Raw genomic sequence first — 12,447 nt, 5'->3', positions numbered from 1 at the left:
GTGGGCGGGGGGGGCGTCGGCAGCTGGCGGCTGCTGGCAGGCCTGGAGACCGGCGCCTGCCAGCAGCGCCAGCAGGACCGGTATCAGCGCGGCGGGCCGCCGCCGCGGCCGCCGCGGCCTGGGCCGTAGGTCGGGCGGCCTGACCGGCACGGAACCGACCGGCGCACCGACCGGCACAGGATCCACCGGTACGGAATCGGCCGGCACGGAATCGGCCGGCATGAACAGGTGATTATTGGGCATGTTACTTCCTTATGGGTACGACCACCCCCCCGGGCGGAGGCACCGTAACAGTTCGCTCCCGGTAGTCCAAAATCCGAACAAGACCGTTACGGTGCCCATATCGGTGTTATCGCGGTAACGACCCGGTGAAGCGCGTGGAGTCAGTACAAATGGTTGCTCCACAACTGCGGGAACCACCCTTTTCACCGTCCGCTGGGATATGTCGGAACGCGTGCGGGGGCCGATGCCGATGGTGATGCCCGCCGAATCCCGGTTGATTCCACCGCCGTGCCCGACGGGCACCGTCCTGGGACGGGGCGTGCCGCGTCGGTGCGGTCACCACCAGCAGCGATTCCTGATGGTCCCGTCCGCGCGTCACGTCGCCGACGCTGTGTGATGTGCCGCGGAGTGCATGAGGAATACCGTCGCCGTGGCCGGGTACGAGTCAGTCGGTCCTCGTTGCCGGGCGAGGACACCGGCTGTCGAGGAGGAGACGCCGGTCGCCGAAGAAAGATGCCGAAGGAAGTCAGCTGACGACAATGCCGGACGAAACGGCGTCGGACGAACGTGTCAGAGATACGGGGGAATCATGACGGCGATGTCGGCCGGCCCGGCCCGGAGTACCTGTCGGGGCATGCCGTGAGAGTGGTTCTCTGCGACGACCACCGCATGTTCGCCGAGGGCATGGCGACGGTGCTGGCCACGCGCGGCTGGACGGTGTGCGCCGTGGCTTTCACCACCGCCGACGCCGAAAGCGCGATCCGACGTCATCGGCCCGACCTGGGGATGATCGACCTCGGTTTCCCGGACGGCGACGGCCTGGATCTGATCCGTTCCCTCGCCGGACTGGCACCGGCGACAAACCTGTTGCTGCTCACCGGTTCCACCGACGCCGCGGCAGTCGGTGCCGCCATTCGGGCCGGCGCCGGCGGGGTCGCGTCCAAGACGCAGGGCATCGAACGGGTCATCGCGATCGCGGAACGTGTCGGCCGTGGAAAGACAATGACCGATGTGTGCGCTGTTACGCAAGGTACACGCGCCCCCCGCCGCCCTGCCGCGCGGGCAACCGTCGCCACCCTGCTGACCAGCCGGGAACGGGACGTGCTCGGCCGGCTCGGCCGAGGGCAGAGCACCGCCGTTCTCGCGGCGGATCTCGGCATCACGGTGAACACGGCGCGTTCGCACATCCAGAATGTGCTCACCAAACTCGGCGTGCACAGCCGACTGGAGGCCGCCGCGCTGGCGGCCAGGTCCGGTCTGCTGGACCGCGCCGGCTGACTCCCGGGGGGTGACTTCCGGAGGCTGATCCGAGGTGCGTCGGAGGTGTACTCAAAGTACCTGGACGGTACATGTCCAGCATGCGACCGAGCCGGCTACTGATCGCCGATTCCCAGCGCGCCTTCAGTGATGTCATCGCCGCCGCCTTACGTGTCGAGAACGATTTCACGGTGGTGGACACGGTGCCCAGCACGGAGCTGGCGAACAGGATTCTGGACCTGCGTCAGGTGGACGTTCTCCTACTTGACGTGGAACTTCTCGCGGCGGATGCGGTCGAACTCGTCAGGTGGCTGCGGCGGCTGTGTGAACGGCTGCCAACAGTCATTGTGACCGATCTGGACGACCCATCTCTGGCCATTGCCGCGGTACGCGCCGGAGTACGTTCGTGGGTGCCGAAACGGCTGGATCTGCACCATCTGATATCCGTGGTGCGAGGTATCCGTGACGGTGAGAGCTGGTTTCCGCCGCCCCTGTTGGGAGCCGTTCTCACCGAGCTGGCACGGTCGGCGCAGCCGTCCCCCGCGCAGCGGAAACTCGCCGCTCTCACCCGCCGTGAACGGCAGATCCTGCAGTGCATGGTGAACGGGCTCGATCGCGGCGCCATCGCCGCCCAGCTGTTCCTGTCCTCGAACACCGTACGCACCCACGTCCAGAATCTGCTCGGCAAGCTTGAGGTCCATTCCGGGCTGGAGGCGGTCGCGCTGGCCGCCCGCGCCGGTATCGTTCCTGACGGAACACCGGGCGAGGCGGCGGCCTTCGCCGGCGCGGCCGGAACCTGGCCGGCAACGAATCTCAACCAACGCTGACGGAGGCGGTGCCGCCGGCCGTGTGGCGCCGGGTGCGCTCTGCCCGGGTGCGGCGGCGGTCCTGTACCCGGGGCGGGGCTGGGTAGCGCCAGCGCAAGCAGCCCGCCAGCCAGGGAGATCGCGGCGATGACGTACCAGCCGTGCTGAAAACCGGCCAGCCGCGCCCGCGGCCCGTCCAGGGCGCCCAGCACGGCGACACCGACAGCGATACCGATCTGACGGATCATGCTGACCACGGCGGATCCGGTGGCGAACCGCGCGGGCGACCGTTGGGCTGTGTCTCCCGCGGGCCCGCCCGTCCAGCTCGTGCACGAGACCTGCGGCCAGGTGGCCGAGGCGGTCCCAACCTGCTCGCGGTGCGGCACCACCCTCCACATGGGAGACGTACGGGCGATCGCGGGACCAGGCGCGGCCGACAGCAGAACCCTGCCGTCCCGTACGTCACTGATCGCCGCCGACATCATGGGCTGCCCGCTGCCCGCTGCCCGCTGCCCGATGTCCGTTGCCGGGTTTGTGCGGCAACGCCGCGGACGGGTGTGACGGCAGGCCCGGACACTGGGCGTTGCCATTCGGTCGCATGGCTGTACGTAACCGTATGTTTACTCTGTTGCCGCCGGTCGTCCGCGGACGGCCGGCAATGTTGTCGTCATGACAGAGCCGCCGGTGGTCATATTCGGTCAAAGTGCCGATGGTGACAGATGGTGGGCGCTCCTGCCCTCCGCCGAGGTCCTGCGCGCGTCACGTTTCGACGATCTCCTCGCCCGTGTCGAGCGCGCGATGGCCGGGCAGGCGCCCGGCCGCCCGTTCGCGCTCATGCTCGACCATCGCGGCATCCGCGAACCGGGCGTCACACCACGCCCGCGCCGACGCGGCCGCCGCCCGACACGCCCGTCCCAGCCGTCCACGGGATGAAGTCGTCCACGGGACGAAAAGGGTGAACAAAACATGGCGTCGGTTGCCCAGGCGCTCGCCGAGTGGCGCCACACGGCCGAGGCCCACGCCGACCCGGGACCGCGCGCCGTTTGGCTGGTGGCGGGCCGTCGTATTGGCCGGTGCTTTCACGGGGAACCAGCGCCGCCGGTTCCCCGATTGCTCCCGAAAGCGTTCGCCGTGACGGGCGGGACGGGAATGCTAACGGCTGGCCGGTGGAACCGCATCCGCCACCGTCACGCCCCGTCAGAAAATCGGGTGAAGATGGCAATGTTTACCGTCACACGCCGGCCGGGCATCCTGGGACAGGGCGCCGGTCCTTGAGTCATCGGCTTACCGGCCGACCATGAAGGGAAACGAAATGACGCTCGTGAAAAAGCCCCTGTACCTGCTGCCCGCGGTGGGCGTGGCCCTCTCGGCCGTCCTGTTCGCCCCGGCGGCCGCCCAGGCGGCTCCGTCAACGGGCCACTTCGACAAGTCGTACGGGAGCGGGTACGACCACGGCAAATACGGCCATGCGGAGTATGGCTTCAAGAACTACGACTATAAGAGCTACGACCACGGCTGGTACGACGGCCACGGCTGGTACGACCACGGCAAATGGTACGACGGCCACGGCTGGTACGACGGCCACGGCAAGTTCCACCAGGACAAGTCCTACAAGTAGGCGGAAGCCGCCGGCCCCCACGGTGCTGGGAGCCTGGTGAAGGACCCCGTTCGTCCACCGGGAAGGCCGGTGGGATAGTCAGCCGTCGGCTGGCTCGTGCCGGCCACAACGGCGCCCGCAGGAATCCCACGGCCGGGACATCGCGCATGAGACCGCCGACGCGCACCGGCACTTTTCCGGCGGATGGCGGGGAGAGAAAACCGCGGGCCGCCCACGACACCGGGCGGCCCGCGGACCCATGCGCCAGCGGCATCAACCATCCGTTCAGGATTCCAGGCGGAACTCGGTTACCGGCCGCGCTTTCCCGGTCGGCGGCAGAGCACGTCAGAGGCTGGGATCTTCGCCGGAGCCCTCGAGATCGCCTTCGAGGTCGAGGTAGGTCTGGCGGAGGCCGTCGAGGGTGACGGGGTCCGGTTTCTCCCACAGTCCGCGGTCGGCGGCCTCCAGCAGGCGTTCGGCGATGCCGCGCAGCGCCCACGGGTTGGACGCCCGCATGAAGTCGCGGGTTTCCGGGTCGAAGACGTAGGAGGCGGCCAGCGACTCGTACATCCAGTCCTGGACGACACCGGCGGTGGCGTCGTAGCCGAACAGGTAGTCCACGGTCGCGGCCAGCTCGAACGCGCCCTTGTAGCCGTGCCGGCGCATCGCCGCGATCCACCGCGGGTTGACCACCCGGGCGCGGAAGACCCGGTGGGTCTCCTCCCGCAGGGTGCGGGTGCGCACCGCGTCCGGTACGGCGCTGTCCCCGATGTAGGCGGCCGGGGACGCGCCGGTGAGCGCCCGCACCGCCGCCACCATCCCGCCGTGGTACTGGAAGTAGTCGTCGGAGTCGACCAGGTCGTGCTCGCGGGTGTCGGCGTTCTTCACCGCCACCTGGATGCGGCGGAACGCCTGCTCCATGTCGGCGCGTGCCTGACGGCCGTCGAGGCCGCGGCCGTAGGCGTAGCCGCCCCAGACCGCGTACACCTCGGCGAGGTCGGCGTCCGAGCGCCACTCCCGCGAGTCGATCAGGGGCAGCAGCCCGGCGCCGTACGCCCCCGGCTTCGAGCCGAAGATCCGGCTGGTCGCTCGCCGCCGGTCGCCGTGGGCGGCGCCGTCGTGGGCGAGGTCGGCGCGGACGTGCGCGGCGAGCAGGTTGTCGGCGTCGGCCTCGTCGTCGAGCCCGGCAACGGTGGTGATCGCGTCGTCGAGCAGGGCGATCACGTGCGGGAAGGCGTCCCGGAAGAAACCGGAGATCCGCACCACCACGTCCACCCGGGGCCGGCCGAGCTCCGACAGGGGCACCACCTCGAAGCCGGTCACCCGCCGGGAGGCGTCGTCCCAGGTCGGCCGGCAGCCGAGCAGCGCCAGCACCTCCGCGATGTCGTCACCCTGCGTGCGCATGGCGGAGGTGCCCCAGACGGTCAGGCCCACCGAGGCCGGGTAGGAGCCGGTGTCGGCGAGATGGCGGGCCAGCAGCGAGTCGGCGAGCGCCCGGCCGGTCTCCCAGGCCAGCCGGGACGGGATCGCCTTCGGGTCGACCGAGTAGAAGTTCCGCCCGGTCGGCAGCACGCCCACCAGCCCCCGGGTGGGCGAGCCGGACGGCCCGGGCGGCACGAACCCGCCGCCCAGCGCCCGGAGCACGTTGGTGATCTCGTCGGAGGTCCGGTCCAGGCGCGGCACCACCTCGGTGGCGGCGAACGCGAGCACCCGCTCGACCTCGGTGTAACCGGGACCGGCGGCGCCACCGCTGGCCCCGCCGTCCGTGAGGACGTCCGCGCACACCCCGGCCGCCGCGGCCGGGTCCCAGCCCGTGGCATCCATGCCGGCGACGAGCGCGCGGGCGGCCGCCTCGAAACCGTCGACCTCCACCCGCGCGGCACCGCCGCCCTCGACCAGACCGAGCGCGGCCCGCAGACCCGGCAGCGCCCCCGCCGTGCCGCCCCACACCTGCGACGCCCGCAGGATCGCCAGCACCAGGTTCACCCGCGCGTCACCGGCCGGGGCGGCGCCGAGGATGTGCAGGCCGTCGCGGATCTGGGTGTCCTTCACCTCGCAGAGGTATCCGTCGACATGCAGCAGGAAGTTGTCGAAGTCGTCGTCGCCGGGACGCTCGTCCAGCCCGAGATCGTGGTGGAGCTGGGCGGCCTGGATGAGCGTCCAGATCTGCGCCCGGACCGCCGGCAGCTTGGCCGGGTCGAGCGCGGCCAGGGTGGCGTGCTCGTCCAGGAGCTGTTCCAGCCGGGCCATGTCACCGTAGGTGTCGGCGCGGGCCAGCGGCGGCACCAGATGGTCGACGATGACCGCGTGCGCCCGGCGCTTGGCCTGCGTGCCCTCCCCGGGATCGTTGACCAGGAAGGGGTAGACCAGCGGCAGGTCGCCGAGGACCGCGTCCGGCGCGCACCCCGCCGACAGGCCGAGGCCCTTGCCGGGCAGCCACTCCAGCGTGCCGTGTTTGCCCAGGTGCACGACCGCGTCCGCGCCGAACTCCTCGTCCAGCCAGCGGTAGGCGGCCAGGTAGTGGTGGGACGGCGGCAGGTCCGGATCGTGGTAGATCGCCACCGGGTTCTCCCCGAACCCCCGCGGCGGCTGGATCATGAGCAGGACGTTGCCGAACCGCAGCGCGGCCAGCACGATCGCGGGCTCCCGCCCGTCTCCGTCCGCGGGCCGCAGCAGGCCGCCGCCAGCGCTGCCGGGAATATCACCGGGAGTGACCGCTGGAGGGTCGACGTAGAGGCTGCCGGGCGGCTCACCCCAGTGTTGGAGCATCCCCTCGCGCAGGGACGCCGGCAGCGCGTCGAACCAGCGCCGGTACACGCTCGCCGGCACCCGTGCCGGGGCGGCCGCGAGCTGCTGTTCGGTCAGCCACTCGACGTCGTGCCCGCCGGCGGCGATGAGGGTGTGGATGAGCGTGTCCCCGTCGGTGGGGACCGGCCGTCCGCCCGGCCCGTCCTCGCCCAGGTCGTAGCCGGCGGCCCGCAGCGCGGCCAGCAGCCGGACAGCGGAGGCCGGGGTGTCCAGGCCCACGGCGTTGCCGACCCGGGCGTGCTTGGTCGGGTACGACGACAGCACCAGCGCGATCTTCTTCTCGGCGTTCGGGACGTGCCGCAGCCGGGCCAGCCGGGCGGCGGTCCCGGCCAGCCGGGCGGCGCGCTCGGGATCGGCCACATAGCCGGGTACCCCGTCCGGCCCGGACTCCTTGAACGAGAACGGCACGGTGATGATCCGGCCGTCGAACTCGGGGATCGCGACCTGCATGGCCGCGTCCATCGGCGACAGCCCCGCGTCGCTGCCCGCCCACTGCGCCCGCGACGACGTCAGGCACAGGCCCTGAAGCACGGGTATGTCGAGTGCGGCGAGCGCGCCGATGTCCCACGCCTCCTCGTCCCCGCCGGCGGACGCGTCCGCCGGGCGGGTGCCGCCGGCCGCGAGCACCGTCACGATCAGCGCGTCCACCCCGGCCAGCAGCGGGAGGACGTCGTCGGAGGCCGAGCCCAGCCCGCGCAGGGAGGCGGCGAACACCGGCCGGGCATTGACCCCGCGCGTCTCCAGCGCGTCGCACAGCACGTCCACGAAGGCGGTGTTCCCGGACGTCGCGTGCGCCCGGTAGAACACGACACCGACGGTGGGGCGGTCCGTCTTCACCGTGCGTGTGCCGTGCACCCCGGCGGCGGGCATCGGCGTGGGCGGGGTGAACCCGAACCCGGTCAGCAGCAGCGTGTCGGCGAGGAAGCGGTACAGCTCGGCGAGGTTCGCGGTACCGCCCTCCACCAGGTAGGCCAGCGCCTCGGTGGCGACGCCGGCCGGCACGGTGGAGCGGCGCATCAGGTCGGCGTCGGGCAGCGCCTCCCCGCCAAGGACGACCGCGGGCAGGCCGGCGGCGAGCGCCGCGGCCAGGCCGTCCGGCCATGCTCGCTGCCCCCCGAGCAGCCGGACGACCACCGCGTCCGCGCCCCGCAGCAGGTCTGGGACGCCCTCGGCGGCGAGCCGGGCCGGGTTCGCCACCCGCCACGGCATCCCGCTGGCCCGGGCCGCCAACAGTTCGGTGTCGGCGGTGGACAGCAGAACGATCACCGGCTCGCTGCCAGGACGTGTCACGTCGATACTCCCGAGGAGAAGAAAGGATCAGCAGGCGAAGGGGTGCGGCACGCGAACGCGGATGGTCGACACGCCCTGGCCCCGGACCGCATGCTGACCCTCGCAATCCGGTCGACCAACGGCATACCAACGGCATACTGTAATCGTCTGGGACGGCTCGGGGGCTGTTCCGCCGGACCTGGGCCTCGGCGGCCGCCCTGGCTGGCCGGCGGCCGGGACCCGGAAAACAACGGAAACAACAGGCCGGACACCAGGATGGGAAACGCGCAACGCGGGCAGGGGATCCAGGTCACGCCGCGCGTTCAGTATTTTCCGCGATCAGCAGCTTGTGAGCAGGCAGGCGTTCTTGTCCCACCAGGAGGCTGCGGAGACGGCTGACGGATCTTCACGCACCACCACGACACGTTCCGTGTCGAACGCCCAGTTGATCTGGAACTTGCCGTTACTGAGAAAAATACACACCTTGCGGCCCAGCGTCCCGCTGGAGGACGTGTGCCAGGTGGTGTTCGACTCCTGGCCGTCCTTGCAGTTGCCGAGGCCGTTGACGGAGCCGGCGGCGCGGTCCAGGTACGCGTTCATGTCCGCGACGGTCCGGTACCGCAGGAGCTGGACCTTGGTGGAGTCCGCGGCGGTCTCACACGTGATCGCGCTCAGGGCGTTCCAGGGAGCCACCGACTCCAGATCGGGACGGCTGTGGCAGGAGCGACGATCGATCAGGCTGCTGCGCAGCAGGGTGCAGATGGCCGCCTGATCGGTGTCGAGGGACGGTGACGCCGTACCCACCGTGCACGGCGGACGGGCCGTCGCCGTCGTGCGGACCGGGCTCGGGGTCGGGGTGCGGGTCCTGGTCGGCGTGGGTGTGGGCGTGTCGGTGTACGGCGCGGTCGAGGTCGGGGGCTGCGGCGGGGGCTTCACCGTCGCGCTGCCGGTGAGGGCCATGGCCACCAGCGGCCCTATCACCGCCGTCAGCAGGCCCACGAGTGAGGGAACGACGATATTGGGATTGCGCCACCACGGGTCGTTCGACAAGCTCAGTACCCCCTTGAGAGCCTGTTCCGAGCCTTTCGTCCACCCGGATGGCCATTACCCGGACAGGTCTGACCGCCCCCGCGGATCCTGCTTGTTCCCGGCCAGACCGGTATACAACGTCTGACGCTGTGACGGGAAACAGATGGCGGGGACCCTACCGACGGATCACCGACAGATCAGGAGGCGGCCGATCACCGGCCGGCGGCCCGGCCTGGAAGAAGCGCGGTCTCCTCAGGTCATGTCGACCCGACCGCAACGGTCATCGGCCGCCATTTCTCCGGACGGGCGGTGGGCCGGCATCCGCGGCACCATCCGGTGACCGGAGGCGATGGCCGCTGTCACCTCGGCGCCCCCGGCGGGACGAAGGGCAGGCTGGCCGGCGGGCCGCCCTCGAGCAGTCGGCGGACGGCCGCGGTGTCGAGATGGTCCGCGACCAGGTCGCCGAGGATGTCCAGACGGCGGCGGCGGACGTCGGCGAAACAGGTGCGGGCCGGGGTGAACGAGCGTCCGGCGCGGGCCGCCACGTCGACGAGGAACTCCCGGCGGAACTCGTCGTTCTCCAGCAGCCCGTGCCAGCTCGTGCCGGCGACCGCGCCGGCGCGCACCCCGTCCGCGGCGAACGGCTCGACGGCCGGCCCCCCGGCGTTTCCCCTCACCGGCCCACCCGCGGGCCTCGCGAGCGGCCCGGTGTCGTGGACGGTGAGCCGGCCGTGGCGGATCTCGTAGCCGGTCACGGTCAGGCCGTCGGGGGTGGTTCCGGTACGGCGGCCGAGCAGCTTGTCGGGGGCGAAGGTGGTGGTCACCGGCAGCAGGCCGAGGCCGTCGACCGTGCCGGCGCCGGATTCGACCGGGTCGTCGATGCGCCGGCCGAGCATCTGGTAGCCGCCGCAGATCCCCAGCAGCGGCCGGCCCCGCGCGGCCCGGGCGCGCAGGGCGGCGTCCAGGCCGCGCCGGCGCAGCCAGCCGAGGTCGCCGACGGTCGCCCTGGTCCCGGGAACGACCACCAGATCGGCGTCGGTGAGATCGTCGGGGCGGGTCGCGAAGCCCACCAGCACCCCGGGCTCGGCCCGCAGCGCGTCGATGTCGGTGACGTTGGACAGCCGCGGCAGCCGGATCACCGCCACCCGCAGGACGTCCCCCGTGTGGCTGGTGGCACCGGTACCGCCACCACGGCTGTCGGCGCCACCGGTGTCGGTGGCGCCGTGTGTGTCCGCGCCGTCCGCGTCCGGGTAGGCCGGATAGGAGGCGAGGTCCAGGGAGTCCTCGACGTCCAGCCACAGTCCGGAGCGCCACGGCAGCACCCCGTGCACCGGACGGCCGGTGAGTCGCTCGAGCTGGCGCAGCCCGGGCTCGAGCAGCCGGGGGTCGCCGCGGAACTTGTTGACGATCCAGCCGGCGACCAGCGCCTGGTCGCCGGCGTCGAGCAGCGCGAGGGTGCCGAACAGCGCGGCGAACACCCCGCCGCGGTCGATGTCGCCGACGACGAGCACCGGCAGGTTCGCGGCCCGGGCCAGGCCCATGTTCGCGATGTCGGTGTCCCGCAGGTTGATCTCCGCGGGCGAGCCGGCGCCCTCGCAGATCACCGCGTCGAACCGGCCGCGCAGGTCGGCCAGGCAGTCCGTGACGATGCCGGCCAGCCGCGCCTTGTACGGGCGGTAGCCCAGCGCGTCGACCTCGGCGACGGGCCGGCCGAGAACGACGAGCTGGCTGTGCCGGTCGCTTCCGGGTTTGAGCAGCACCGGGTTCATCGCCGCCTCCGGTTCGACCCCGGCGGCGGCGGCCTGCATCGCCTGGGCGCGGCCGATCTCCGCGCCGTCCGCGGTCACCACCGAGTTCAGCGCCATGTTCTGCGCCTTGAACGGCGCGACCCGCACCCCTTCGCGGGCGAGCCAGCGACACAGCCCGGCGGTGACCACGCTCTTGCCCGCGTCCGACGTCGTCCCGGCGACCAGCAACGCTCCCCCGCTCACCGCCGGCCCCGCCGGCGGGGCCGGGCGGTGGCCCATGTGGAGGCCCGTGCGGAAGTGTGTCTGGAGACTCGTGCCGAGCCCAGCGCCGACCGGGCCGCCGCCGCGGCCACGGCGACGCCGGCGGACAGCACCAGCGCGCAGCCGCTGACCGCGGCGGAGAGGACCGCGGCCCGTTCCAGGTCGGCGGGTACGGCCGGCCGGCCATAGCCCATCACCGGCCGGTGCTCCACCCCGTGGTGGTAGCGCAGCGTCCCGCCGAGGCGCAGCCCGAGCGCGCCGGCGAACGCCGCCTCCACCTGGCCGGCGTTCGGGCTGGGATGGCTGCGGCCGTCCCGGCGCATCACCCAGAAGGCGTCGACGGCCGAGCCGCCGACGACTGGCGCGCACGCGCAGGCCAGCAGCCCGGCGACGCGGGACGGCAGCAGGTTCGCGAGATCGTCCAGGCGGGCCGAGGCCCAGCCGAAGCGGGCGTGGCGGGTGTTGCGGTAGCCGACCAGCGCGTCCAGGGTGTTGACCGCCCGGTAGCCGAGCAGCCCCGGGACACCGCCGAGCGCCCCCCACAGCAGCGGCCCGACGACCGCGTCCGAGGTGTTCTCGGCCAGCGACTCCACCCCCGCCCGGGACAGCCCGGCGCGGTCGAGGACGGCCGGGTCCCGGCCGCACAGCGACGGCAGACGGCCACGGGCGGCGATCAGGTTGTCGCGCAGGAGCTCGCCGCCGAGGCGACGGCCGTGGCGGCGCAGGGATGTCCCGCCCAGCACCGTCCACGTCGCCGCCGTGGTCAGCGTCACCGGGGCTGCCCGCGGGCAGCCGAGCCGGTGGCCGGCCCTGGTCACCCCGGAGCGCGCCAGGGCGCCGACGGCGACGGTGCCGCCGGCGAGCGCGCAGGTGTAGGCCAGCCCGGCGGCCCGGCTGTCGCGGTAGAGCAGCTGTTCGGTGTGGTTGGCAACGGTCCCGAAGGCCGCCACCGGGTGCCCCCGCGCCGGGTCGGCGAGGGCGGCGTCGAGCGCGGCGCCGGCGAGCAGCCCGACGGCACGGAACCATCCGGACACGGGAGTTCTCCCTGACACGAGGAGGAGGCCACGCCGGCCGGTACCGACTGGCGGCATGATGGACTATGTGACGTGATCAGCAGCTCGGCGTGATCGGATACGCGGCGTGAGCGATGGCTCAGTGTGAGCGATGACTTAGCGTGACCGGGTGCTCAGTGCGCGGGGCCGTGATGCCATGGCCAGCCCCCACAGGGCGCCGGCCGCCGAGCCCGGGCCACCGGGGCGACCGGCGGCCGATGTCAGGGGAGATTCCCACCGGCTTCCTCCGCGTCCATCATGCGTCCATCGACTGGGCCCGGTGCATCGGCTGGGCATGACGAGCAGAACAGATCCCCCAACTCCCGGTCAAGTCGCCACCCTGACCACTTCCCACCCTCGGCGGCCATCCCGTCCGGCGTGCGCTGAACCGGCCGCAC

Annotated in this window: 9 protein-coding genes; 5 read left to right on the top strand and 4 right to left on the bottom strand. The window is 72.1% G+C overall.

The window, feature by feature from the left end:
- The first annotated feature begins 861 nt into the window (after positions 1-861).
- The 5 genes from CM1CMNOD_RS10545 to CM1CMNOD_RS10525 all read left to right on the top strand — a co-directional run bounded on the left by CM1CMNOD_RS10545 (position 862) and on the right by CM1CMNOD_RS10525 (position 3,903).
- Positions 862-1,500: a response regulator transcription factor gene (locus CM1CMNOD_RS10545; RefSeq protein WP_131773968.1), complete on the top strand. Its 639-nt coding sequence runs from the start codon at positions 862-864 to the stop codon at positions 1,498-1,500.
- Positions 1,501-1,571: 71 nt separating this feature from the next.
- The gene (locus CM1CMNOD_RS10540; RefSeq protein WP_013873633.1) at positions 1,572-2,306 is read left to right on the top strand and encodes a response regulator transcription factor; all 735 of its coding nucleotides are present in this window, start codon (positions 1,572-1,574) and stop codon (positions 2,304-2,306) included.
- Between the two features lie 225 nt (positions 2,307-2,531).
- Positions 2,532-2,846 carry a hypothetical protein gene (locus CM1CMNOD_RS10535; RefSeq protein WP_050803481.1) on the top strand — a complete coding sequence of 105 codons (315 nt, stop codon included), beginning with the start codon at positions 2,532-2,534 and terminating at the stop codon, positions 2,844-2,846.
- A gap of 108 nt (positions 2,847-2,954) precedes the next feature.
- Positions 2,955-3,218, top strand: coding sequence for a hypothetical protein (locus CM1CMNOD_RS10530; protein ID WP_131772481.1), 264 nt, complete (start codon positions 2,955-2,957; stop codon positions 3,216-3,218).
- 379 nt (positions 3,219-3,597) lie between these two features.
- Positions 3,598-3,903, top strand: coding sequence for a hypothetical protein (locus CM1CMNOD_RS10525; RefSeq protein WP_043603497.1), 306 nt, complete (start codon positions 3,598-3,600; stop codon positions 3,901-3,903).
- A gap of 324 nt (positions 3,904-4,227) precedes the next feature.
- Here CM1CMNOD_RS10525 and cobN read toward each other — a convergent pair whose 3' ends face one another.
- The 4 genes from cobN to CM1CMNOD_RS10505 all read right to left on the bottom strand — a co-directional run bounded on the left by cobN (position 4,228) and on the right by CM1CMNOD_RS10505 (position 12,031).
- Positions 4,228-7,899, bottom strand: coding sequence for a cobaltochelatase subunit CobN (gene cobN, locus CM1CMNOD_RS10520; protein ID WP_050803767.1), 3,672 nt, complete (start codon positions 7,897-7,899; stop codon positions 4,228-4,230).
- A 399-nt stretch (positions 7,900-8,298) separates the two neighbouring features.
- Positions 8,299-9,009 carry a hypothetical protein gene (locus CM1CMNOD_RS10515; RefSeq protein ID WP_013873630.1) on the bottom strand — a complete coding sequence of 237 codons (711 nt, stop codon included), beginning with the start codon at positions 9,007-9,009 and terminating at the stop codon, positions 8,299-8,301.
- A gap of 338 nt (positions 9,010-9,347) precedes the next feature.
- Positions 9,348-11,015: a cobyric acid synthase gene (locus CM1CMNOD_RS10510; protein WP_050803480.1), complete on the bottom strand. Its 1,668-nt coding sequence runs from the start codon at positions 11,013-11,015 to the stop codon at positions 9,348-9,350.
- Positions 10,976-12,031, bottom strand: coding sequence for a cobalamin biosynthesis protein (locus CM1CMNOD_RS10505; protein ID WP_013873628.1), 1,056 nt, complete (start codon positions 12,029-12,031; stop codon positions 10,976-10,978). The genes CM1CMNOD_RS10510 and CM1CMNOD_RS10505 overlap by 40 nt, the downstream gene beginning before the upstream one ends.
- Between the last annotated feature and the right edge of the window lie 416 nt (positions 12,032-12,447).

Origin of the sequence: Protofrankia symbiont of Coriaria myrtifolia, assembly GCF_900634755.1 — a bacterium.
Classification (GTDB): Bacteria; Actinomycetota; Actinomycetes; order Frankiales; family Frankiaceae; genus Protofrankia; species Protofrankia coriariae.
This window is presented reverse-complemented; position numbering and strand designations above follow the sequence as displayed.

Bases quoted from the DNA above. Each gene is read 5' to 3' on its own strand.
- CM1CMNOD_RS10540 (WP_013873633.1), top strand. From the start codon at position 1,572: ATGTCCAGCATGCGACCGAGCCGGCTACTGATCGCCGATTCCCAGCGC.
- CM1CMNOD_RS10535 (WP_050803481.1), top strand. From the start codon at position 2,532: ATGCTGACCACGGCGGATCCGGTGGCGAACCGCGCGGGCGACCGTTGG.
- CM1CMNOD_RS10530 (WP_131772481.1), top strand. From the start codon at position 2,955: ATGACAGAGCCGCCGGTGGTCATATTCGGTCAAAGTGCCGATGGTGAC.
- CM1CMNOD_RS10525 (WP_043603497.1), top strand. From the start codon at position 3,598: ATGACGCTCGTGAAAAAGCCCCTGTACCTGCTGCCCGCGGTGGGCGTG.
- cobN (WP_050803767.1), bottom strand. From the start codon at position 7,899: ATGCCGTGGCGGGTGGCGAACCCGGCCCGGCTCGCCGCCGAGGGCGTC.
- CM1CMNOD_RS10510 (WP_050803480.1), bottom strand. From the start codon at position 11,015: ATGGGCCACCGCCCGGCCCCGCCGGCGGGGCCGGCGGTGAGCGGGGGA.